This window comes from Nocardiopsis alborubida, from assembly GCF_012396365.1.
GTDB classification, from domain to species: Bacteria; Actinomycetota; Actinomycetes; order Streptosporangiales; family Streptosporangiaceae; genus Nocardiopsis; species Nocardiopsis alborubida.
Map to the genome: position 1 here is coordinate 1 of NZ_JAAXPG010000030.1, position 22,961 is coordinate 22,961.

Here is a 22,961-nt window from a genome sequence, read left to right on the forward strand (position 1 = left end):
GCGGCGGGCGTCCACAGCCATCCGGATCGCTCGTTCGCGCAGCTCAGGCGGGTACTTCCTCGGTGCCGGCATGACTCTCATCCTTCCCAAGTTTGAGAGCCTCCATCACACCCGGAACGAGACAGATGGACTCGGCACGCACCAGGAACTGCACCGGGGTGTTGAGCGAGTTGAGGTAGGAGGCGAACCCGTTCACCAACCCGGCCTGCTCCGAGGGCGTACGCAAGGCGAAACTCACCGTCGAGCACGAGACGAGGACGGCGTGTCCATGCTCGGCCAAGTCGACCACCCCGTCATCGGAGATGGAGCGCACCGGCAGGTTCAGCGGAGAAGGCAGCGGCGGCGTGGTGGCATCGACCCAGGAGGGCACCGCTGCCGCATGCTTGGCGCCGGTCGCGCGGCGTTTGGGGGAACGGGCGAACCGAAACGCCGCCAAAGCCAAGCGATCCAGGCTCAACCCATCGCGCTGGACCAACGCCGCGGCCACGGCCGCTCCCATCACCGGAACCGCGACGGCCACGACCACGAGCATGGGCACCAGATGGCCCAGGAAACTGTAGGCGGCCCACAGCGCCACCGCGGGCGCGCCGATGAGCACCAACTGTCGGGCGGTCAACCCGGCGAGGATCTTGTCCTCGCGTTCCACGTCAGCGGGCATGCGTACACGCGACACTCAGGACCTCCTACGGCGAGGACGTTGGCGAACGGGCGGCTGGAAGAGAGCGTCCTGCTGAGGCCGGGGCCGAGGCGGAGGCAGGCGGCGCGCATGCGGCAGCATCTCCTGGCGCGGTGTGGGCTCCTCCCACTGCGGCAACGGCTCTTGGCGCAAGCGGGGCCGCGGCACGCGACGAGGCCGTGGCAGCTCGGGCTGGTAGTACCGACGCCGTTCGCGCAGCCGTCCCTGCTGACGTCGATCAATCTGCCGATCCATCCCAGCCAGCGGATCCTGCCGGTAGGGCAGCTTGGCTGTGAAGTTCGGCAGTTCGGGCTGCTGCCACCGCCTTGGACTTGGGGAGGGAGGTGGTGCCGATGCCATGGCCGGGGCACCTCCCGTGGCCCGGGACGCGGTCGCTGCGGTTGTGGCCTTCTTGGCTGCGAACGCCTTGCCCAGACCGCGGAAGACCACCAGGCTGGCCGCGAGCTTGGCCCCCTTGACCAGGGGCGACTTCTGGTAGTTGAACACCTGCTTGAACGCCCAGAAGGGGATGCGGACCAGGACGTACATGCAGCAGGTGATCAACAAGACGTCGACGATGTTCTGGGCGGCCTCGATGAAGTCCGGGGCGGCCTCCCGGGACAAGAACAGCACCACCATCAGCCGCAACACGATGCCCTGAGCGATCTGGGTGACCACCAGTGCCGCCATCGCCCGCCACCACATGCGGGCGATGCCTTCGGTCTGGGGAAGTGCGTGGCAGGCCAACGCCAGAGGAGCCACCGCGGTCAGCAGGATCCACAGCACGATCCGAACGATGGCGGCCAGCATGAAGAAGAACCCCAGCAGCGAGGCGACCAACATCAACAGCAGCACCACGAGGGCCTCACCGCCAGGATCGCCCAGGACACGGCCGATCGTTTCGGTGATGTTGTCGACGGTGGCGGCCCCGTCCAGCATGTTCACGGCGATGCCGTTGGCCAACTGGCGCATCATCTCGATGAGCAGGAACGAGGAGTTCGCGGCGATGAAGCCGAGCACCACCCGGGGCAGCAGCTCCTTGACCCCGACCGAGGTCTGCACGGTCTGGTAGCTCATCAGCAGCACACCGGCGGCCAGGACCACCAGGACGTACAGGCTGTTGGCGACCGTGAGCACCTCGCCCCAGGCGGTTCTGACTCCGTCGGTGGGAGGTGGGGTGGACAGCGCGGGCAGGGCGGCGAGGGTGATGGTGAACTCCACGGCCTCCGCGATGAAGTCGGCCAACCAGACGTAGAACCCGACCGTCACGCGGCAGCCGTAGTCGAAGGTCCCGCACTCCTCGGGATCGGTCGGAGTGGGATCAGCAGGATCTTCGGTCACGTCCGCGGGGACCGGCGCGGCCTCGACAGGGGAGGGTGAGCCCACCAGAGACGTTCCGCTGACAGTGAGGACAAGGAACGCCACAGCCCAGGGACGCGGGTTCATTCCAGCCCCACGAACCCGCGCAGAATCTGCACCAGGAGCGGTGCGAGGAGTGCCACCAGGTAGCCCAACGCGCTGTACTTCAGGGTGTCCTTGGCCTTGTTGACTTCGCCCGGATCGCCACCGGCCAGCAGGTAGCGCAGCCCGCCGATGGTCAGCAACAGCGTGGCCAGCACCACCAGCAGGCCCACGACCCAGTTGCGGACGTTGGTGATGACGGTGTTCAGGTCCGTCACCGTGGGGGTGTCGGTCTCCTGGGCCCAGACGGGCGATAGGTCAGCCGAGGCCACCACAACGCTCACGGCCACAGCGCAGACCACCAATGTCGGACGGAGGCAATTCTTGAGCGCTTCCACGATCTCCACCTCGCTTCGGTGAAAACCCGCAGAATGTGGGGATCTCACGCGAATCAGAAGCCGGGGCGGAGGGCCGACTCCTCCTTCCGGTCAAGGGTTGTATCGGTGGGCGTTCGAAACCCTCTCCGTCCCGGCTTCCGTGATCCCTCTGCGGGTGAGGAGAGATCCCTCCTCACCCATCAAGAGGAATTCACGGCGCGATAGCGCTCATCGGCTTCGCGGATTTCTTCACGCCGAGGGCAGCCGTCAGCTTGCTCTCGGCGGCGCGTCGCCAGCGACGTGCGGTGATGTAGGTCAGCCCCAACTCGTCGGCGACCTGGGCCAGCGTGCTGTGCTCCAGCCGGGTGCGGGCGATCAGGTCCGCCTCCACCGGCGACAGTACCCCTGCGCTGACGGCCTCGGCCAGTACGGTGACCGGCCCACGTCCACCATCGGCCTGGTTGGTGGCGTGCGCGTTGAGGTTGTACGGGATGGAGCGGTGCGACTCACGAACATGGTGGTAGCCGTACCGGCTGGCGGTGTTGGCCACCGCCGACCACATCCGCGCACCCACTTCGCTCACGCCCAGAGGCATCGACCGCACCTGCTCCAACAGGGCGGTCAACATCTCCGCCTCCACATCGGGGACGTGCTGAGAGGGCACGCGCGCGTACCGGGAACAGGCCACCACCATGCGCGGCAGCATCGCCCCGGCTGCGATCACCGTCCAGGTCGCCGCACCTGCACGCGAGAGCGCGAAGAGTTGATGCCAGAGCGCGTCAGCCAGCTCCTGGGGGCCGTGGCGCAGTAGGTCGATGATCTGGGAGGCGGTCAGTTCGTCGGCGTCGATCCCGTCCACGTCTGCGGTGGACAGGGTGGGCTGGCCGGGCCCGGTGGCGAGCAGGTCGACCGATCGCTGAAGAACCACGAGCGGCTGTTCCGGACGAGTGCTGTGCACCATGGTGCGACTCCCTTCAGGTTCGGGAGTTCCATGGAGCACCACGCACTTCGCAGGAAATGAGCAGAAGATGAGCCACCATAGCTGCGGGAGGAGTTGCGAATACCGCCCACCGGTGATGAAGGATTTATTTCCTGGTTTTTGATTGGTCTCGGACAAGGGTGCGGGAATCGAAAGCGCCATGCTCGGTGCGTACGCATCTCTTACGCGCTTCGGCTGCGGTCATGAGCGCAAACGCCGATCTCGCTCCTCTTGATAGGTGAGGCGTTCGACACCCAGCCGACTGACCCTGCGATGAGCACACGCACCCTGCCACGACGACGGCTCCTACTGCTGGACGGCAGCCCGGGAGCCACCACTCTGCTCCTCTTGGCCGCCCACGGGGCGATCCCCAGATTCGACGCCGTCCTGATCCCCGACACCGGCTGGTACTCCGCCCACACCCACCGGCATCTGGAACGGCTACGCCGCATTGCCACCGGTGCCGCCATGGAGTGGGCGCGCGCCGAAACCAGCAGCATCGCCCGCGACAGCCTCAACAACCGTCTGCCGTGTCCACTACCGCTGTTCACCCTCAGCCCCGACGGCACGCCGGGACGCCTTCCCCAGGGATGCGCCCGTCGGCAGGCTCTGGCCCTGACCAGCCACATCCGCCGTCTCCTGGGCTACCCGCATCCTCATCCCGTGCCCGATGGTGTCTTCGCCGAGTGCGCGGTCGGGTACGGCACCGAACACGCTCACCACCTGTCGGGCCCGCCCTTCGTGCTCTTCCGCTACCCCTTGGCCAACCTCGGCTGGAGTATTCGGGACTGCCGGGCCTTCCTCCACCACCACGGTCTGGACGAGGAAGCGGGGATGGCGTGTGTGGCATGCCCCAACCGCTCCAACCACGGATGGGCACACCTACGGGCCGCCGATCCGGCAACGTTCACTGAAGCGGTAGCAGCCGATGCCATCCTGCGGCACGGCCACCCTGGAGCGGAAACACGCGGCATGCCGCCCGGCACCCTCTACTTCCTCCACCCCGACCGTGTGCCCTTGGACCAGGCCGACCTGAGCGCCACCACCGACCCGGGACCGGATGGCTGCGCACCGTGGGCATGTCGTGGCGCCGAACCGGGAGGTGCGGCATGGGACTGACCCTGGTGCCCGTACCGCTCGCCGAAGCGAAGGCCTTCATCGAGGTATGGCACCGCCACCTGAAGCCGCCACGCGGGCACAAGTTCAGTCTCGGCCTCGTCGGTGACGACGGTGTCCTGGTCGCCGTTGCCGTGGTCGGACGGCCGGTGGCGCGTGAACTCGATGACGGCCGCACGCTCGAAGTCACCAGACTCGCCAGTGATGGTTCTCCCAATGCCTGCTCCAAGCTCTACGCCGCGTCCTGGCGAGCGGCGCGGGCTCTGGCCTACCGGCGCCTGGTCACCTATACCCGTGGCGACGAGAGCGGGGTCTCGCTGAGTGCAGCCGGATGGCGCCTCGTTGCCGATTTGCCAGCCCGCGAGGACTGGCATTCTCCACGCCGTTCCCGCGTTCAGGGCATCGCTCGCCGTCGCTGGGAGGTGCCATGAGACCTATGGGTCCGTATCCGGCTTCCCGGTGCCGCTTGTTGCCGCCGGGCAGGCGTACAGAGAGCGGCACGGAGGAGCGCGCGTCCTTCCCACACGATCCAGTGCCGGTCCTAGCGCGTGCCAGATGGTTGCTCCGCACAGTCCGCCGCTCTGGCGGCGAGGGTGCCGCGGCGGCAACGGCGGCATTGCCGGACGGCGGTCGGTACTGCCGTTTTTCAGGACCTTACCTCGGGGGGAGGTTTGTGTGTCTGAAGAGGTAGATAACCACTCTGACCAGCTGAAACACTGTGAAAACGGCGGCTCCGAGGCCTACCCTGATGGACACGACAGCCCTACCCGAGCAAGCGGGAACCCTCCGCGAGTGGTTCCGCCGGAGGAGCCGCCGGACTTCACCCCCGAAGCGGTCCGGGCGCTGCTGCGGATCATTCGCACAGCGTACGCACGGCGATCTGCCGAGGAGCCCGACCCCTCGTCCCCGGAGAGAAGGACCTGAGCCATGGCAGCAGCCCAACAGGTGGACTTCGCCTTCCTCGGGCGCGTGTCCACCGAAGACCAGCAGGATCCCGAATCCTCGCGCCACTGGCAGAGGATGCGCGCTGAGACGCTGATCGCCCCGCACGGGCGGATCGTGGCGGAGTACTTCGACATCGACCGTTCGCGTTCGATACCCCCGCAGCGCCGTCCGGAGGCCAGTCGCCTGTTGGACTCGCTACCGGATCCCGACCGAGGCTTCCAGGCCGTAGTGATCGGCGAACCGCAACGCGCCTTCTACGGCAGCCAGTTCACGATGACGTCACCAGTGTTCGAGCACTACGGCGTGCAGCTGTGGGTGCCCGAGATCGGTGGTCCCATCGATCCGGCCAACGAGGCCCACGAGCTGATCATGTCGATGTACGGCGGCATCTCCAAGGGCGAACGGACCCGCATCAAGACCCGGGTCCGCGCCGCCATGGCAGCCCAGACCCTGCTGGAAGGCCGCTATCTGGGCGGGCGTCCGCCGTACGGGTACATGCTCGTGGACGCGGGCCCGCATCCCAATCCGGCCAAGGCAGCTGACGGCAGGAGGCTGCACCGGCTGGCCCCGGATCCCCGGACGGCCTGGGTGGTGCGGAGGATCTTCGCCGAGTACCTGGGCGGCATGGGCATCTTCGCGATTGCCGAAGGGCTGACACGTGACGGCATCCCCTCGCCCTCGGCCCACGACCGGAAACGCAACCGGCACCGCTCCGGCATCGCCTGGTCCAAGGGTGCGGTACGGGCGATCCTGAGGAATCCCCGCTACACCGGCCACCAGGTGTGGGCCAAACAGCGTAAGGACGAAGTCCTCATCGACGTCAACGACGTCCAGCTCGGCCATCAGACCCTGCTGAGGTGGAACGAGGACGACGAGTGGGTGTGGTCCCGGGACCAGGTCCACGATCCGCTGATCACTCACGCGGACTTCACGCAGGCGAAGGCGCTGATGGGTTCGCGAGGGCGGAGCCCAGGTGGAGAGCACAAGACGCGCCGCACCCGCAACCCCTACCTGTTCCGGGGTGCTTTCGAGTGCTGCCTGTGCGACCGCAGGATGCAGGGGCAGTGGTCTCACGGGAAGGCGTACTACCGCTGCCGGTTTCCGGAGGAGTACGCGCTGGCCAACAGGGTCCATCACCCGCGCAACGTCTACCTGCGCGAGGCTGACGTGGTCCCGACACTGGACGCGTGGATCGCCGCCGAGTTCGCTCCAGGGAAGATCACGGCCACGGTGGACGCCCTCATGGGCGCGGACGAGGAGCGGGGCACCGGGGTGGCCCGCGAGATGGCGCGGCTTCGGGAGAGGCTGTCCGAGTGCGATCGCAAGCTGGCCCAGCACCGCGCCGTTCTGGAGGCCGGAGCCGATCCCGTGGAGGTCACGAAGTGGATGAAGGAGACCCAGGCCGAGAAGTCGGCCGCTGAGGCAGGACTGGCCCGTGTAGGCCGGTCACCGCAGAAGACCAACAAGGAAGACGTGATGAGGATGGTTCACGCGCTGGGTGACATCACCGCTGTACTCGGTAGCGCCGACCGGGAGGACAAGGCCGAGCTGTACCGGGGGCTGGGCCTGCGGATGCGCTACCACCCGGTGCAAAACAAAGTGCGGGCCGAGATTCGACTCGACCCGCACCGCGAGTTCAACTCTTCCCGTGGGGGAAGGGTTCGTGTCCGAGGGGGGACTTGAACCCCCACAGCCTTAACGGCCACTAGCACCTCAAGCTAGCGCGTCTACCTATTCCGCCACCCGGACCGGGCGTGCTCGTCGCTCCCGCGCCGAACACGTCAACCATAGCAAAGGTCGAACACCGCACGAACCATGTTTTCCACCGGTGGAAGACATGGCAGGGTCGGTGGAACAGTAGGGCGACAAGGTGCGGCTGGACGGGAGCGTCAGATGGCGGAGCCAGGCAGGGAACTGAGCGCGGCCGAGGTCGAGGTGGTCGACCTGTGCCGGGAGCTCATCGAGTTCGACACCTCCAACTACGGCGACCACTCGGGCCCCGGGGAGCGCAAGGCGGCCGAGTACGTGGCGGCCAAGCTCGACGAGGTCGGCGTCGAGTCGAGGATCTACGAGAAGCACCCGGGGCGCAGCAACGTCGTGGCCCGGATCACGGGGGAGGACTCCAGCCGTCCCCCGCTGCTCATCCACGGTCACCTCGACGTCGTCCCGGCGGCCCCGGAGGACTGGACCCACCACCCCTTCGCGGGCGAGATCGCCGACGACTGCGTGTGGGGCCGCGGCGCGGTCGACATGAAGGACATGAACGCGATGGTCCTGGCGATGCTGCGCCAGCGCCTGCGCGAGGGCCGCCGCCCTCCGCGCGACATCGTGCTGGCCTTCCTCGCCGACGAGGAGGCCGGGGGCACCTGGGGCGCCCAGTACCTGGTGAACGAGCACCCCGACCTGTTCGCCGACTGCGACTCGGCGATCAGCGAGGTCGGCGGCTTCTCGTTCACGGTGAAGGAGAACCGGCGCCTCTACCTCATCGAGACGGCCGAGAAGGGCATCGCCTGGATGAAGCTGACCGCGCGCGGCACCGCCGGGCACGGTTCGATGGTCAACACCGACAACGCCGTCACCGAGTTGGCGGCGGCCGTCGCCAGGCTGGGCGAGCACCGGTTCCCCGTGCAGCTCACCCCGACCGTGCGGACCTTCCTGGAGGAGATCTGCGAGGAGTTCGGCATCCCCTTCGACGAGCGGGACGTCGACGCCACGGTCGCCCGCCTGGGTCCCATCGCGCGCATGATCGGCGCCACCCTGCGCAACACCCTCAACCCCACGGTCCTGGGCGGCGGCTACAAGGCCAACGTCATCCCGGGCGAGGCCACCGCCCAGGTGGACGGCCGCTTCCTGCCGGGCACCGAGGACGCGTACTTCGCCGAGATCGACCGGCTGCTGGGTCCCAAGGTCAGCCGCGAGTTCATCCACCACCTGCCCGCCGTGGAGACCTCCTTCGACGGCGGTCTGGTCAGCGCCATGTCGGAGTCCCTGCTGGCGGAGGACCCCGGCGCCAAGGCCGTCCCCTACTGCCTCTCCGGGGGGACGGACGCCAAGAGCTTCTCCCGACTCGGGGTGCGCAACTACGGTTTCGCCCCCCTCCAGCTGCCTCCGGAGCTGGACTTCGCGGGCATGTTCCACGGGGTGGACGAGCGCGTCCCGGTCGAGGGCCTCCGGTTCGGGGTCCGCGTCCTGGACCGTTTCGTCGGGTTGAGCTGACCACGGGCGCTTTGCGCCGTCACCTCAGCCGAACCGCGCCGAGAACTTTTTCGGCGCGGTTCGCAATCCGGCCCCTCGTCACCGAACGTGATGTTAGTGTTGCTGTGAGTTCGGCGGTGCTCGGCTCCCCGTCCGCCTTCGCGGGCGCGGAACGGCACCGGCGTGTGACCGTGGCGGGACCACCGCACGGGACCGTCCAGTAGCAGCGAAACGGAGGGGCACTCATGGTGCTCGCGGGCAAGGAGTGGCTGGTCTCCAGTCGCGCTGCCCGCATCGCCCTGAGCCCCGCCCGGCTGCTGCTCCTGTCCGGCATCGTCGCCGTCGCATGGCTGGCCGGGGGGATCGGTGTCGCCCACGGCGAGACCGCCCCCGAGTCCGGTGGCCTGGTCGACCGGGTGCTGGAGGTCGGCGACGGGGCCGGACGCACCGGACAGGCCGCCGCCGAGGAGATCCGCGGCGCCCGCCTCTCCGACGCCACGGTCCGGGCCGCGTCGGCCACGGAGTCGCTCACCGACACCGTGGTTCCCCAGACGGCCGCTCTTCCCGCCGACACCCTGCACGGGACCGGCGTGACCGCGGCCCTGGAACGGACCCGGACCGGATCCGCCGCCAACAGGGCGGTCGATGACACCACCCGGACCGTCGACGAGACCGCGCGCGGCGCGGGCGACCTCGTCGGGGGCCTCGCCCGCAGGGGCCACGACATGGTGGAGTCCACCGACCGCTCACTGCGTGACAGCAGTCTCGTGGGCACGGTCTCCGAGGGGCTCACCGAGTCCACCCGGGCCGTCCAGGGCCGGATCGGCGGCCCCGCGGGCACCGCGGCGCCGTTCGGACTGCCCGTTCTCGGCGGCGTCGACGAACTCTCCCCGGCCGCGTCCGCGCCCAAGCGCTCCGCGTCCGACGAGGACGACGGTTCCGAAGCCGAACGCGACGGGGACCGCACCGGTGCGGTGACGGCCGTCCACGCTCACGTGGACCCGTCCGTCTGGCACCGGGTCGCCGACGAGGGCGCCGACCGGGCGCCGACCGACGACGACCCCGGTGAGCGCATCCGTCTCATCGCGGGCGGCGGGTACCACCAGGCCGGAGCGGACGCCACCGGCGCCGCGGCTCCGTCCTTCCCCGCGCCCGGTGCCGCCGGGTTCCTGACGGCCCGAGCCGACCACCTGGCTCCCCGGGCCCAGCGGGTCGCCCTTCCCGGCGACCCCACCCTGGTCGTCCGCGACGCCGCGGACGACCCCTCCTTCGCTCCCGACTAGCCGCGTCTTCCACGACCGCGGCCGGTCCGTGCGCTCCTCTGCGCGCAGCCGCCTCGCCGACTCCGGCGGGCGTGCCTTCTCCCCGGCTTTCCGGAGCACGAAGCTCTCCGTCCGCGGTCCACGAGCAGCTGGCCGATCTTTCTCGTTGACCAAAGGACACGCGATGACCTACCACACGCACGCCCGTATCGCCGCACTCGTGGCCGCGGGGTTCTTCACCGCCGCCGGTGTCGGAGTCGCCTACGCCGACACCACGACCAGCGGTAACGGCTCCATCCTCGGCGGTAACCAGATCGTGGCCGACCTGGACGCCCCCGTCAACGCCTGCGGTAACGCGATCGCCGTCCTCGGCCTCGCGGGCGCCCAGTGCACCGACAGCGGGGCCGTGGTGGAGGACGACAGCTCCACCTGGACGCCCGAGAAGCCGGAGAAGCCCGAGACCCCCGACGAGCCCGAGAAGGAGACCCCGGAGGAGCCCGAGACCCCCGAGAAGCCGGAGAAGCCCGGTTACGGGGAGGAGCCCGGTGACGGCGGCGGCCACGACGGTGGTGGCCATGACGGCGGCGGTCACGACGACGGCTACGGCGACGGTGGTGGCCATGACGGCGGCGGTCACGACGGGGGCGGCCACGACGGCGGCGACCACGGCGGCGGTACGCCGGAGGAGCCCGTCTCCCCGCCCGCCACGGACGAGGAGCCCCCGGCCCCCGGCCCGGAGCTCGCCCAGACCGGCACCGACGGCAGCGCCCTGAGCGGTCTGCTCGCCGGCGCCGCCGCCGCGATCGCCGCGGGCGCCGGGCTGCTCCTGTTCGGCAGGCGCCGCGCCCGCGCCTGACCCCCGGCCTCCCGGGCCGTTCGCGGCCCGGGGGCTGACGCGAGTCCCGTAGCACCGGCCAAGGCCATGTGCGCGGGGTTCACGTCAGCCGCCGCCCTCCGGGGCGGGGCTGATGGACGGGGTGCGCGCGTCCGGCCGCAACCAGCGGAGCGGGACCGCGGCGCATTCTCCCAGCACCGGTCGTACGCATCTCCCAGGTGCGAGGCGGACCGGACGATCCCCGGCCTTGGCCGAAGGCCCGCACCCCACCCAGGGGCGTGGAACGGCCTGTGGCCCGAGCACACACCTTCTCATCGACATGTTTGAAAGGACCTCCCACATGCGCAAGTGGGTCAACACATCCGCGAAGTCGGTGCTCCTGACGGCGGGCTTCGTCGCGCTGGGCAGCGGCGTGGCCTTCGCGGACAGTGAGGCCGCCACGAGCGGCAACGGTTCCCTGCTGGGCGGCAACCAGGCGGTCGTGAACGGGGACATCCCCGTGAACGTCTCCGGCAACGCGGTCGGCGCCGTCCTGGGCACGGCCGGCGCCAGCAGCACCGACACCGGCGCGGCCGTGGTCGACCACCAGCACGGCCCCGACGCGGCCACGTCGGGCAACGGCTCCGCGGTCGGCGGCAACCAGCTGGTCGTGGACGGCGAGATCCCCGTGAACGTCTCGGGCAACGCCATCGCCGCCGTGGCCGGGATCGCCGGCGCCAGCACGACCGACACGGGCGCCGCGGTGGTCGAGCACCACCACGGCCACCGTCACCACCACCACGGCCCCGACGTCGCCACGAGCGGCAACGGCTCGCTGCTGGGCGGCAACCAGGCCGTGGTCGACCTGGACGTTCCGGTCAACGTCGCGGGCAACGCGATCAGCGCGGTCGGCGGTGTGGCCGGGGCCGCGGCCACCGACACCGGCGCCCTGGTGCACGACGGCCACGGGCACGGGCACCGCGAGCACCACTCCGCGCCCGCCGAGTACACGGCCATGGACCTGGTGAACGAGGCCGCCAGGAACGCCACCATCCTGCCGCTGCCGGACACCTCCGGCGTGGACACGGGCGTGCTGCGCCAGTCGGCGCCCCGTGAGCACCAGTCGGCCCCGCGCGAGCACCAGTCCGTCGCGACCTCGGGCAACGGCTCGCTGGTGGGCGGCAACCAGGCCGTGGTCGACCTGGACGTTCCGGTCAACGTCGCGGGCAACGCCATCGGCGCGGTCGGCGGCGTGGCCGGTGCGGCCTCCACCGACACCGGCGCCCTGGTGCTGGAGGGGGAGGAGCACGTCGTCACGTCGGGCAACGGCTCCGCGGTCGGCGGCAACCAGCTGGTCGCGGACGGCGAGGTCCCGGTCAACGTCTCCGGCAACGCCATCGCAGCGGTCGCGAGCCTGGCCGGCGCCAGCAGCACCGACGACGGCGCCGCGGTCGTGCACCAGAGCGCCCCCGAGGCCCAGTCCAGCGCGCTGGGTTCCCTGCCCCTGGTGGAGGAGCTGCCCGAGGTTCCGGTCTCGGAGATGCTGCCCGTCCACTACGAGGTGAGCGAGACCACCCGTCAGGCCGTGGAGCAGCACGCTCCCGAGCACGCCGACGAGCTGCCCGAGTCCGCCCCCGTGGGCGTGGCCGACCCGGTCAACGAGCTGCTCGGCGCCGCGGGCGTGGGTCTGTAACGACAGAACAGGGGATCGTGCCCGCGGCCGCGCGGGCCTGAGGGAGTACGGCGTCCCGTTCCGTGAGGAACGCGGTGGACTGCGGGGTGCCGTATCCCACAGGGCGGCGTCGGACACGGAGCGCGATCCCGGACCGGCACCTTGAGTGCCGTACGCGTCGACGGGCCACGACGACCCGCCTCCGCACTCCCGTTCCGTGAGGAACGCGGTGGACTGCGGGAGCGCGGAGGAGCTGGCCGTCAGCCCGTGACGTGAGCCGAGTCCTCCCGGGAATATCCGGGAGGACTCGCCGCATTCTGGGGAAAGTAGACACTCGGTCACCGTCAAGTGTGACCGAAGTCACTCGCGGGAGTCGTTATGGGTGCTCGTCAGAGGCGGTGATGGCCAACCGGCCCACGTTGCCGGGGCGGCTCACGTACGCTACGGACCGGTACCGGTTCGGGAAGCGCTTATTCTGCGGGTGCCGGTGGGCGTGGGCCGGGTGTCCACCCAGAGCGACGGGACCCTCACCCGCGGAGGGTGGGGTCCCTCCCGTCCACCGACGGGGGGAGCGCCTGGAGTTTCGGTTACTGTCGGTTCCCAGGGGCTTCCGACAGACCGCGGCCGGAAAGATCACGTAGGGCTAGACGTAGGGGAAGAGCGTGCCACCCACGAAGGGCAGCGCCGGCAAGAACGGCTCGAAGGACAGCGGACGACAGGGGGCGGGCACCGCCCTCGTCATCGTCGAGTCACCGGCCAAGGCGAAGACCATCGCCGGTTATCTGGGGCGCGGCTACGTCGTGGAGTCCAGCATCGGCCACATCCGCGACATGCCCAACAAGGCCGCCGAGATCCCCGCCAAGTACAAGGGGCAGGCCTGGGCGCGGCTCGGGGTGGACGTCGACGGCGACTTCGAGCCGCTCTACGTGGTCAACACCGACAAGAAGGCGCACGTCAAGAAGCTCAAGGAGCTCATGGCCGACGCCGACGAACTCCTCCTCGCCACGGATGAGGACCGCGAGGGCGAGGCGATCGCCTGGCACCTGCTGGAGGAGCTCAAGCCCCGCATCCCCGTCCGCCGCATGGTGTTCAACGAGATCACCAAGGACGCCATCCAGCGCGCGGCCCTCAACACCCGCGACCTCAACACCCGCCTGGTCAACGCACAGGAGACCCGGCGCATCCTGGACCGCCTCTACGGCTACGAGGTCTCCCCCGTGCTGTGGAAGAAGGTCATGCCCAAGCTCTCGGCGGGCCGCGTGCAGTCCGTGGCCACCCGGCTGGTGGTCGAGCGCGAACGCGAGCGCATGGCGTTCACCTCCGCCGAGTACTGGGACCTCAAGGCCCTCTTCGACGCCACCGGGGCCGCCGCGGCCGACGGTCTCGCCTCCTTCCCCGCCACGCTCGTCTCCGTGGACGGCACCCGCGTCGCGGTGGGCCGCGACTTCACCACGCAGGGCACGCTGCGCTCGGACCGCCCCGTCCGCCAGCTGGACGAGGCCGCGGCGCGCGGCCTCGCCGAGCGCCTGGCCGGGGCCGGGTTCGCGGTCACCGCGGTGGAGCGCAAGCCCTACCGCCGCTCGCCCTACGCGCCGTTCCGCACCACCACCCTCCAGCAGGAGGCGTCCCGCAAGCTCGGCCTGTCGGCAAAGCAGACCATGCAGGTCGCCCAGCGGCTGTACGAGAACGGCTACATCACCTACATGCGTACCGACAGCACCACGCTGTCGGACAGTGCGGTCAAGGCCGCCCGTTCCCAGGTGCGCGACCTCTACGGCGGCGACTACCTGCCCGACAAGCCGCGCGTGTACGCCAAGAAGGTCAAGAACGCCCAGGAGGCGCACGAGGCGATCCGCCCGTCCGGCGACACCTTCCGCACACCCGCCCAGACCGGCCTGTCCGGCCCCGAGTTCCGGCTCTACGAGCTGGTCTGGAAGCGCACCGTCGCCTCCCAGATGAAGGACGCGGTCGGCGAGTCCGTCACCGTGCGCATCGAGGGCACCTCCTCCGACGGCGAGGTCGCCGAGTTCACCGCGACCGGCAAGACCATCACCTTCCACGGGTTCCTCAAGGCCTACGTGGAGGGCTCCGACGACCCGGCGGCCGACCTGGACGACCGCGAGCGCCGCCTGCCCGTGCTGGAGGAGGGCGACCCGCTCAAGGCCCAGAACCTGGAGCCCGAGGGGCACAGCACCAGGCCGCCCGCGCGCTACACCGAGGCCAGCCTGGTCAAGGAGCTGGAGGAGCGCGAGATCGGCCGCCCCTCCACCTACGCCTCGATCATCGGCACCATCCAGGACCGCGGCTACGTGTTCAAGAAGGGCACGGCGCTGGTGCCGTCCTTCCTGGCGTTCGCCGTGGTGCAGCTGCTGGAGCGGCACTTCGGCAACCTGGTGGACTACGAGTTCACCGCGCACATGGAGGACGTGCTCGACGACATCGCCCGGGGCGAGGCCGAGAGCCTCCCGTGGCTGCGCCGCTTCTACTTCGGCGGCGAGGACACCGCCGGCCAGCGGGAGACCGGGCTCAAGGAGCTGGTCAGCGACAACCTCTCCGACATCGACCCCAAGGAGATCAGCTCCCTGCCGCTGCCCGGCACCGACATCGTGCTGCGGGTGGGGCGCTACGGCCCCTACCTGGACCGGGACGGCGTGCGGGTGAACGTGCCCGAGGACCTGGCGCCGGACGAGCTGACCAAGGACAAGGCCGAGGAGCTGTTCGCCCAGCCCAGCGGTGACCGCGAGCTGGGCACCGACCCCGAGACCGGCCGCGTCGTCGTGGCCAAGACCGGGCGGTTCGGCCCCTACGTCACCGAGGTGGTCGAGGAGCCGCAGGAGGCCGAGGAGGGCAGGAAGACCAGGGCCAAGGCCAAGGTCAAGCCGCGCACCAGCTCGCTGCTCAAGTCGATGAGCCTGGACACCGTCACCCTGGAGGACGCGCTGCGCCTGCTGTCGCTGCCGCGCGTGGTCGGCCAGATCGACGGCGAGGACGTCACCGCGCAGAACGGCCGGTTCGGCCCCTACATCAAGAAGGGCACCGACAGCCGCTCCCTGGAGACCGAGGAGCAGATGTTCACGGTCACCCTGGAGCAGGCCGCGGCGCTGTTTGCCCAGCCCAAGCAGCGCGGCCGCCGCGCCGCCGCCCCGCCGCTGCGCGAGCTGGGGGAGGACCCGGCCTCGGGCGCCAAGATGGTGATCAAGGACGGCCGGTTCGGCCCCTACGTCACCGACGGGGAGGTCAACGCCTCCCTGCGCAAGGGTGACGAGGTGGAGTCGATCACCGACCAGCGGGCCGCCGAACTGCTGGCCGAGCGCCGGGCCAAGGCGCCCGCCAAGAAGAAGCCCGCGGCCAAGAAGCCCGCCGCGAAGAAGGCGCCCGCCAAGAAGACGGGCACGACGGCCAAGAAGGCGTCCACCTCCACGACGGCCGCCAAGAGGTCCCCGGCCAGGAAGACCGGCGCCTCCGACCCCGCCCCCGAGGAGTGAGGGCTCGGGGGGAGCAGGACACATGGGTGTGAGGCGCGTGGAGTAGGGCGCGGGCGGCGGGGGACGGGCCGGGATTCGTCTCCCGGACCCCCGTACGCGTAGGCTCACCCGGACACCTCCCGACGGGGGTGGCCGGGTGGGTGCTCTCCTGCGTGTTCACCCCGGGTGGGCGCACTCTCGCCCCTGTGCGGGAGCAGCCTTCCGTACTACGCTTGGCAGGACTGGCGGGGGCGCGGAAACGTGCGTCATCCCCGAAGGTATCCACCGAATCTGAGACGGATCCGTGATCCGTCGTTCCCTCTTCCCCTCACCGATAATCTTGAGCGCTATGAGCAGATCTGCATCCCTGGGAGCGCCGGCCGAGGCGCGCAACGTTCTTGCGATCACACCCTTCCGAAGGCTGTGGATCTCTCTCTCCCTCTCCAGCCTGGGCGACTGGCTCAGCCTGCTGGCACTGGTGTCCCTGGCGACCGTCTTCACCGCCGACGGATCCCAGCTCGTCCAGTACCTGGCCGTCAGCGGCGTCGTGGCGATCAAGCTCGCCCCGTCGATCCTGCTCAGCCCCCTGGCCGGGGCGGTCGCCGACCGCCTCGACCGCAGGTGGACGATGGTGGTCGGCGACGTCCTGCGCGCCCTGCTGTACGTCTCCATCCCCCTCGTGGGCCTCCTCCTCCCCGGCTTCGCCCTGGAGTGGCTGCTCATCGCCACCCTCCTGGCCGAGGTCGTCGCCCTGTTCTGGGCCCCGGCCAAGGACGCCACGATCCCCAACCTGGTGCCCCGCAAGCTGCTGGGGCAGGCCAACCGGCTCAGCCTGCTCACCACCTACGGCACCGCGCCCGTCGCAGCCCTGCTGTTCGCCGCGCTCGCCTCGGTGAGCAACGTGCTCGGCGCGCTCCTGCCCTCCATGGCCAGCCCCGAGGCCGACGTCGCCCTCTACCTCAACGGCCTCACCTTCGTCGTCGCGGCGATCGTCGTCGCCGGGCTGCCGATCCCCAGGCACAAGCCCTCCAAGGACGCCGAGAGCGACACCCGCGACAGCGGCATCCTGCGCGCGGTGGCGACCGGTCGGCGCCACACGGGCGGCACGCCGCGCGTGCGCGGCCTGGTCCTGGGCATGCTCGGCGTCCTCGCCGCCGGAGGAGCGGTCATCGGCGTCGGCCGCGTGCACGTCGAGGGCCTGGGCGCGGGCAACGCCGGCTTCGGCGTTGTCTTCGCCGCGTTCTTCGCGGGCATGGCCCTGGGCATGCTCGCCGGGCCGCGAGTCCTCAAGCAGTTCAGCCGCAGCCGCCTGTTCGGCCTGAGCATCGCCCTCGCCGGGCTGGCCCTGCTGCTCGCCGGGGCCGTCGCCGACATGGTGCTCACCGCCGTGCTCACCGCGCTGCTCGGCGTGGGCGCGGGTATCGCCTGGGTGATCGGCCTGGCCGTGTTCGACCGCGAGATGGAGGACGAGCAGCGGGACGGCGCCTTCGCCTTCCTGCACGGCGCCGCCCGCATCGCCCTGGTCGGCGCCGCGGTGCTCGCGCCGCTGGCCGCCGGGCTCGTCGGCAGCTACGAGATCCCGGTCGGCCCCCTGACCTACGACCTGCGCGGCAGCGGCGTCGTCCTCATGGTCTCCGGCCTGCTCGCCCTGGTCGTGGCGCTGGTCTGCTACCGGCAGATGAACCGCAGGGACGACCCCGAGGCCGGTCCCGGCCTGCTCCCGGAGCTGTTCGCGGCGCTGCGCGGCGTCGCGATCGCGCCGGAGGAGGACGAGGAGTCCAAGCCCGCGGGCGCGTTCATCGTCGTCGAGGGCGGCGAGGGCGCGGGCAAGTCCACCCAGGTGCGCGAGCTGACGGTGTGGCTGCGCGACCAGGGGTTCGAGGTGGTCGGCACCCGTCAGCCGGGCGCGACCAAGCTCGGCATGCGCCTGCGCGGCCTGCTCCTGGACCGGGAGAACTCGCACATCACCCCGCGCGCAGAGGTGCTGCTCTACGCGGCCGACAAGGCCGACCACGTCCAGCAGGAGATCCTGCCCGCGCTGCGGCGCGGCGCGGTCGTCATCAGCGATCGCTACGTGGACTCCCTGCTGGCCTACCAGGGCTCGGGCCGCGACCTGTCCCCGGAGGAGATCCGCCGCATCAGCGACTGGGCCACACAGGGCCTGGTCCCGGACCTGACGGTGCTGCTCGACGTACGGCCCGAGGACGGCCTGTCCCGCCTGGGCGGTCCGGCCGACCGCATCGAGGGCGAGTCGGCGGAGTTCCACGACCGGGTCCGCCGGGGCTTCCTGGAGCTGGCCCGGGCCGCGCCGGAGCGCTACCTGGTGCTCGACGCCCGCGAGCCGCAGGACAGGACCACCCGCGAGATCCAGCGCCGGGTGCGCTCCCTGCTGCCCGACCCGGTCCCGAGCAGCTCCGAGGCCGTCACCGGCATGATTCCGGTGATCAGGAACGACGAGGTCGGACAGGGCTGAGGCCCGGACGGCCGGGCCGGCCGACACACGTGGAGGGCTCCCTCCCCGCGCTCGCGGGAGGGAGCCCTCGTTCGTGCCCCCGGTGTCCGGGCCGAGCGGCCCCGGCTCAGGCGCCGAGGGTGATCAGCGCCTCGAAGGTGACCGGGCCGACCTCGCCGTCGACGGTGATCCCCGCTCCCCGCTGGAAGGACCGGACGGCGGCCAGGGTCGCCGGGCCGAAGACCCCGTCCAGGACGAGGTCGTGGCCGTGGCCGGAGACCAGCGCCTCCTGGACGGCCTTGACCTTGGGCCCCTTGTCGTTCTGGCGCACGACGCCGAGGTCGCGGGTCAGCCGGGCCCAGGTGGCGGCGTCGACCCTGCCGTTGCGTTCCAGGCCCCTGGCGCGCTGGTAGGCGACGAGTACCTCGACCAGGCCGCAGCCGAACTCGTCGTCGACGTGCTCGCGGCCGTAGTAGCCGAGGTCGTAGAGCAGGAAGGTGACGACGGCGACCCTCCAGGACCGCTGGCCCTCCGCCAGCTCGGGCCATCCGGTCGCCACCGGAGCGGCCTTCTCGTTCGTGCTCGACATGTGTTCCTCCCCCATCGGGTTTCCTGTGCGCGACCGTGTCCCCGGTCACATGGGAGAGGATCGCCGAAGGGCCCGCGCGGTTCGGGGGATACATCTTCTGGCCTCATGCGGACACTGTTTGACCTGCGACAACCCGATGGTCCCTCCGGCGTCCGCGCCGATCGGGGCACTCCTCGGGGAGGCGGGCGGACGGCTGTGTGACGGAGGAGGCGCATGGGTCACGACCGGGAACAGCGACCGGAGCGCGACGGGGCGCGGGCGGGGGAGACCGGCCTGTGGACGACGGCCCGGACGTCGGCGCCGACTCCTATCCTGAAGACCGGACACCAGCGGTGGGAGGGAAGCATGACGGTCTTCGACGACCTCATCGGCCAGCGGTCCACGGTGGGCCAGCTCCAGCGGGCCGTCGCCGGGGCCGCCGACCTCGTCTCCGGCGGGCGGGGCACGGGGATGACCCACGCCTGGCTGTTCACCGGGCCGCCGGGTTCGGGCCGCTCGGAGGCCGCCCGGGCCTTCGCGGCCGCCCTCCAGTGCCCGGAAGGCGGTTGCGGGCACTGCGCCTCCTGTCACCAGACCCTCGCCGGGACCCACCCCGACGTGCTGTACGTGCGGCCCAGCGGGCTGAGCTTCGGCGTGGCCGCCACCCGCGACCTCGTGCTGCGGGCGGGTTCCAAACCCTCCGGCGGGAGGTTCCGGATCGTGCTGTTCGAGGACGCCGACCGCGCCACCGAGGCCGCCTCCAACGCCCTGCTCAAGGCGGTGGAGGAGCCCTCGCCGCGCACCGTGTGGCTGCTGTGCACCCCCACCCCCGACGACCTCCTCGTCACCATCCGCTCCCGCTGCCGCATGGTCACCCTGGCCACGCCCGGCACCCGGGAGCTGGTGGACGCCCTCGTCCAGCGCGAGGGGATCGACGCCGAGACCGCCCGCGCCGCCGCGGCCGCCGCCTCCGGGCGGATCGACCGGGCCCGGCAGCTGGCCACCGACCCCGAGGCGCGCAGACGCCGGGAGGAGGTGCTGTCCATCCCCGCCCGGCTCGACGGACTCGGTGCGTGCGTCACCTCCGCCGCCCGGCTCTACGAGATCGCGGAGGAGGAGTCCAAGGCCCTCACCACGGCGCTCGACGAGAAGGAGAGGGAGGAGCTGCGGGCCGCGTTCGGCGAGGGCTCCACGGGCAAGGGCGTGGCCAAGGCGATGCGCGGCTCCGCGGGGGCGATGAAGGACCTGGAGGAGCGGCAGAAGCGCCGCGCCACCCGGATCAAGCGCGACTCCTACGACCGGGCCCTGCTCGACCTGGTCGCGTTCTACCGGGACGCGCTCACCCTCCAGCTGGGCGCGAGGGTGGAGCTGTCCACGGCCGAGCGCTCCGGCGACCTGGAGCGCCTCGCCCGCTCCAGCACCCCGGAGTCCACGCTGCGCAGGATCGACGCCATCATGGAGTGCCGTGAGCGCATCGCCGCGAACGTGCACCCCCAGATCGCCATGGAGGCCATGACCTCCGCCCTCCTGGCCGGGTAGGGAGGCTCCCCGAGCGCGGACCGGCCGCCCGGACCGCCGTCCCGGCGATCTGGTGGAAGGCGCGGTCCCCCGTGCGCAGACCCGCCGCGGGGCGGTGCGGCGGCGCCGGGGCCCGGGCGGCGGCGCGCGACGGCAGCAGGACGCCGTGCCCGGCAGGGCACGGAGAACGCGCGTTGGGTCGGTGCGGGACGCGCCGGTCGTGGAGAATGGGTCGGCGCCGACGGCACGTCGGTCGCGGTCGGACGTGACGAGAGGGCGGGACACCGTTGGCGACGAGGGTTCGGGGACCGTGGGCGGTCGTGCTCGCAGGGTCCGTGCTGCTGGCGACGGCGTGCACGGCGCAGGACGACCAGCAGAGGGAGGGAAGCGTCGCGCCCGGGGTCTCGGAGGACCTGGCGGCCTTCGCCGACCAGGAACTGGCCTGGGGCGAGTGCGAGAGCGGAGCGCCGGGCGCCGAGTGCGCCACCTACGAGGTGCCCCTCGACTACGAGGACCCGGACGGCGAGCGCATCGAGATCGCGGTCAAGCGCCTCCCCTCCGAGGGCGGTGACGTCCTCGGCTCCCTGCTCGTCAACCCCGGCGGGCCCGGCGGCTCCGGGTACGACTTCGTGGACCACGCCCCCTCCACGGTCAGCGACGCGGTGCGGGAGAGGTTCGACGTGGTCGGGTTCGACCCGCGCGGCGTCGGCCGCAGCTCACCGCTGACCTGCCTGGACGCCGAGGGCCTCGACGAGTTCCTCGGCGGGGCGGACAGCGTCGAGGGCGACGGCGACATGTCCGAGGTCTCCGAGGCCGAGCTGGCCGAGCTGGAGGAGGACAGCCGCGGCTTCGTGGAGGCCTGCCAGGCCAACCACCCCGAGCTGATGCTGCACATGGGCACCGTCGACGTGGCCCGCGACATGGACCTGCTGCGCGCCCTGCTCGGCGACGAGCAGCTCACCTACCTGGGCGCCTCCTACGGCACCAGCATCGGAGCCCACTACGCCGAGCAGTTCCCCGACCGGGTCCGCGCCCTGGTGCTCGACGGCGCCGTGGACCCCAGCCAGGGACAGCTCGACCTCAGCGTGCAGCAGGCGACCGGATTCGAGACCGCTCTGCGGGCCTTCGTGGAGGACTGCCTGGGCCGGTCGGACTGCCCGCTCGGCGGCCCCGGCGACAGCGTGGACGACGGCATCGGCGCGCTGACCGCCTTCCTGGCGGACACCGCCGAGAACCCCCTGTCCAACCGCATGGACGACCGCGAGGTCAACCGGGCCCGCGCCGAACTGGGCGTGCTCGCCGCGCTCTACACCGAGGACTGGTGGCCGCGCGTGCGCGAGGCCCTCACCGCCGGTACGGAGGGCGACGGAACCCTCCTGCTCCAGCTCGCCGACGACCTCTACAGCCGCGGTGACACGGGCGTCTACGTCAACTCCACGGCCGCGCTCATCGCTGTGAACTGCTCCGACTCGCCCAGCCCGCGCGACGTGGAGGCCTACGCCGAGGCCGCGGCCCAGGCCGGTGAGGAGTCGCCGATCTTCGGCCCCAGCCTGGCATGGGGCGCCCTGCCCTGCGCGTACTGGCCGGAGGAGGCGGTCGACCCGCACACCGAGCTGGTCGGGGCGGGCGCCGCCCCCGTCATGGTGCTGGGCACCACCCGGGACTCGGCCACCCCGTACGCGTGGTCCGAGGCGCTCGCGGAGCAGCTCGACTCGGGCTTCCTGGTGACCCGCGACGGCGACGGCCACACCGGCTACCGGATGGGCGACCAGTGCATCGACGAGATCGTGGACGCCTACCTGGTCGACCTCACCGTGCCCGAGGACGGCATGGCCTGCGCCTGACGCGGACGGCCGGGTGAGCGTGCCCGGGTGTCCCCGGCACTCCGCCGAGGGGCTAGAATGGTGACCGCATCGCCGCGTGGAACACGCGGCGGCGCGCCGCCTTAGCTCAGTCGGCAGAGCGATTCACTCGTAATGAATAGGTCGTCGGTTCGATTCCGACAGGCGGCTCCAGCCGAAACGCCACCCCGGACCGGGGTGGCGTTTCGCGTTGTGGGCCGAGAAGTTGCGGGCCAAGGAGGGGGCCGACGGCCTGCTCGGCGAAGAGGCCCCGCGCCCTCGACCCCCCGTGGCCACCGGGCGGGCCCGCCCGGTCTCCCCGCCCGGGCCGCCGACCGGCACACGGCCCGGGCGCCGCGCGCCTCTCAGGCGCGCTGCCGGTTCTGGAACCAGCCCCACACGGCGGTGGCCACGAACAGGACGGCGCCGATGACGGCGAGCCAGAGCAGGCCCTTGATGACCATGCCCAGGATGGCGAGGATGAGCCATACCGCCAGAAGCACCAGGATGAAGTAGACCATGTCGTCCCCCAGGATCGCGTTGGGTCGGGACCTACCCGTTCCGCGCCGGGCCGCACACATCGGGAGGCCCGCCGCGGGGTGTCTCCCCGACGCCGCGGCCCCCGGGCGCGCGGGCCCGGACGGGACGACCCCGTGCGCCGACCGGGAGGGCGCGCCGGCG

General features: G+C 71.1%; 17 protein-coding genes and 2 tRNA genes. 12 read left to right on the forward strand and 7 right to left on the reverse strand.

From position 1 onward, the window contains the following. Positions 1-43 precede the first annotated feature (43 nt). From HGB44_RS25365 to HGB44_RS25380, 4 genes are all read right to left on the reverse strand, one after another. Positions 44-658 (reverse strand): PrgI family protein, encoded by a 615-nt coding sequence (locus HGB44_RS25365; protein WP_233458900.1) that lies wholly within the window; start codon positions 656-658, stop codon positions 44-46. A gap of 15 nt (positions 659-673) precedes the next feature. Then, positions 674-2,017, reverse strand: coding sequence for a hypothetical protein (locus HGB44_RS25370; RefSeq protein ID WP_168444143.1), 1,344 nt, complete (start codon positions 2,015-2,017; stop codon positions 674-676). Positions 2,018-2,118: 101 nt separating this feature from the next. Beyond that, positions 2,119-2,421, reverse strand: a complete 303-nt coding sequence (locus HGB44_RS25375) for a pilin (RefSeq protein ID WP_231972505.1) — start codon at positions 2,419-2,421, stop codon at positions 2,119-2,121. 244 nt (positions 2,422-2,665) lie between these two features. Further along, complete coding sequence (locus HGB44_RS25380) at positions 2,666-3,382, reverse strand: hypothetical protein (RefSeq protein WP_168444144.1); 717 nt, start codon at positions 3,380-3,382, stop codon at positions 2,666-2,668. 324 nt (positions 3,383-3,706) lie between these two features. Between HGB44_RS25380 and HGB44_RS25385 the strand changes: the two genes are divergently transcribed. The 3 genes from HGB44_RS25385 to HGB44_RS25395 all read left to right on the forward strand — a co-directional run bounded on the left by HGB44_RS25385 (position 3,707) and on the right by HGB44_RS25395 (position 7,177). Continuing rightward, positions 3,707-4,552, forward strand: a complete 846-nt coding sequence (locus HGB44_RS25385; protein WP_082768460.1) for a hypothetical protein — start codon at positions 3,707-3,709, stop codon at positions 4,550-4,552. Further along, the gene (locus HGB44_RS25390) at positions 4,543-4,980 is read left to right on the forward strand and encodes an XF1762 family protein (RefSeq protein WP_082768457.1); all 438 of its coding nucleotides are present in this window, start codon (positions 4,543-4,545) and stop codon (positions 4,978-4,980) included. Before HGB44_RS25385 ends, HGB44_RS25390 begins: the two co-directional genes overlap by 10 nt. A 496-nt stretch (positions 4,981-5,476) precedes the next feature. Beyond that, on the forward strand, positions 5,477-7,177 hold the full coding sequence (locus tag HGB44_RS25395) for a recombinase family protein (protein ID WP_082768456.1): 1,701 nt from the start codon (positions 5,477-5,479) through the stop codon (positions 7,175-7,177). On the opposite strand, the gene HGB44_RS25400 is transcribed toward HGB44_RS25395, so the two are convergent. Continuing rightward, positions 7,159-7,243, reverse strand: a tRNA-Leu gene (locus HGB44_RS25400). The genes HGB44_RS25395 and HGB44_RS25400 overlap by 19 nt on opposite strands. Before the next feature lie 144 nt (positions 7,244-7,387). Between HGB44_RS25400 and HGB44_RS25405 the strand changes: the two genes are divergently transcribed. From HGB44_RS25405 to tmk, 6 genes are all read left to right on the forward strand, one after another. Further along, positions 7,388-8,710: a M20/M25/M40 family metallo-hydrolase gene (locus HGB44_RS25405; RefSeq protein ID WP_061081559.1), complete on the forward strand. Its 1,323-nt coding sequence runs from the start codon at positions 7,388-7,390 to the stop codon at positions 8,708-8,710. Between the two features lie 224 nt (positions 8,711-8,934). Next, positions 8,935-9,972: a hypothetical protein gene (locus HGB44_RS25410; protein WP_061081558.1), complete on the forward strand. Its 1,038-nt coding sequence runs from the start codon at positions 8,935-8,937 to the stop codon at positions 9,970-9,972. A 163-nt stretch (positions 9,973-10,135) separates the two neighbouring features. Continuing rightward, positions 10,136-10,807, forward strand: a complete 672-nt coding sequence (locus HGB44_RS25415; protein ID WP_061081557.1) for a chaplin — start codon at positions 10,136-10,138, stop codon at positions 10,805-10,807. Positions 10,808-11,126: 319 nt separating this feature from the next. After that, the gene (locus HGB44_RS25420) at positions 11,127-12,458 is read left to right on the forward strand and encodes a hypothetical protein (protein WP_061081556.1); all 1,332 of its coding nucleotides are present in this window, start codon (positions 11,127-11,129) and stop codon (positions 12,456-12,458) included. A gap of 641 nt (positions 12,459-13,099) precedes the next feature. Continuing rightward, positions 13,100-15,922 carry a type I DNA topoisomerase gene (topA, locus tag HGB44_RS25425; protein WP_061081555.1) on the forward strand — a complete coding sequence of 941 codons (2,823 nt, stop codon included), beginning with the start codon at positions 13,100-13,102 and terminating at the stop codon, positions 15,920-15,922. A gap of 328 nt (positions 15,923-16,250) precedes the next feature. Then, on the forward strand, positions 16,251-18,374 hold the full coding sequence (gene tmk, locus HGB44_RS25430) for a dTMP kinase (RefSeq protein ID WP_061081554.1): 2,124 nt from the start codon (positions 16,251-16,253) through the stop codon (positions 18,372-18,374). 106 nt (positions 18,375-18,480) lie between these two features. Here tmk and HGB44_RS25435 read toward each other — a convergent pair whose 3' ends face one another. Further along, entirely contained in the window at positions 18,481-18,942 is a 462-nt protein-coding gene (locus HGB44_RS25435; RefSeq protein ID WP_168444145.1) for a peptidoglycan-binding domain-containing protein, read from the reverse strand. Between the two features lie 345 nt (positions 18,943-19,287). Between HGB44_RS25435 and HGB44_RS25440 the strand changes: the two genes are divergently transcribed. The 3 genes from HGB44_RS25440 (at position 19,288) to HGB44_RS25450 (ending at position 22,454) form a co-directional block, all read left to right on the forward strand. Continuing rightward, complete coding sequence (locus tag HGB44_RS25440; RefSeq protein ID WP_061081574.1) at positions 19,288-20,460, forward strand: DNA polymerase III subunit delta'; 1,173 nt, start codon at positions 19,288-19,290, stop codon at positions 20,458-20,460. A 299-nt stretch (positions 20,461-20,759) separates the two neighbouring features. Continuing rightward, positions 20,760-22,283, forward strand: coding sequence for an alpha/beta hydrolase (locus tag HGB44_RS25445; RefSeq protein WP_061081552.1), 1,524 nt, complete (start codon positions 20,760-20,762; stop codon positions 22,281-22,283). Between the two features lie 95 nt (positions 22,284-22,378). Beyond that, a tRNA-Thr gene (locus HGB44_RS25450) sits at positions 22,379-22,454 on the forward strand. A 191-nt stretch (positions 22,455-22,645) separates the two neighbouring features. Here HGB44_RS25450 and HGB44_RS25455 read toward each other — a convergent pair. Further along, on the reverse strand, positions 22,646-22,801 hold the full coding sequence (locus HGB44_RS25455) for a hypothetical protein (RefSeq protein ID WP_017563073.1): 156 nt from the start codon (positions 22,799-22,801) through the stop codon (positions 22,646-22,648). Positions 22,802-22,961: the final 160 nt, after the last annotated feature.

Coding starts and splice junctions, on each gene's coding strand:
- HGB44_RS25365 (WP_233458900.1), bottom strand. CDS start 658: ATGCCCGCTGACGTGGAACGCGAGGACAAGATCCTCGCCGGGTTGACC.
- HGB44_RS25385 (WP_082768460.1), top strand. CDS start 3,707: ATGAGCACACGCACCCTGCCACGACGACGGCTCCTACTGCTGGACGGC.
- HGB44_RS25390 (WP_082768457.1), top strand. CDS start 4,543: ATGGGACTGACCCTGGTGCCCGTACCGCTCGCCGAAGCGAAGGCCTTC.
- HGB44_RS25395 (WP_082768456.1), top strand. CDS start 5,477: ATGGCAGCAGCCCAACAGGTGGACTTCGCCTTCCTCGGGCGCGTGTCC.
- HGB44_RS25405 (WP_061081559.1), top strand. CDS start 7,388: ATGGCGGAGCCAGGCAGGGAACTGAGCGCGGCCGAGGTCGAGGTGGTC.
- HGB44_RS25410 (WP_061081558.1), top strand. CDS start 8,935: ATGGTGCTCGCGGGCAAGGAGTGGCTGGTCTCCAGTCGCGCTGCCCGC.
- HGB44_RS25415 (WP_061081557.1), top strand. CDS start 10,136: ATGACCTACCACACGCACGCCCGTATCGCCGCACTCGTGGCCGCGGGG.
- HGB44_RS25420 (WP_061081556.1), top strand. CDS start 11,127: ATGCGCAAGTGGGTCAACACATCCGCGAAGTCGGTGCTCCTGACGGCG.
- tmk (WP_061081554.1), top strand. CDS start 16,251: ATGAGCAGATCTGCATCCCTGGGAGCGCCGGCCGAGGCGCGCAACGTT.
- HGB44_RS25435 (WP_168444145.1), bottom strand. CDS start 18,942: ATGTCGAGCACGAACGAGAAGGCCGCTCCGGTGGCGACCGGATGGCCC.
- HGB44_RS25440 (WP_061081574.1), top strand. CDS start 19,288: ATGACGGTCTTCGACGACCTCATCGGCCAGCGGTCCACGGTGGGCCAG.
- HGB44_RS25455 (WP_017563073.1), bottom strand. CDS start 22,801: ATGGTCTACTTCATCCTGGTGCTTCTGGCGGTATGGCTCATCCTCGCC.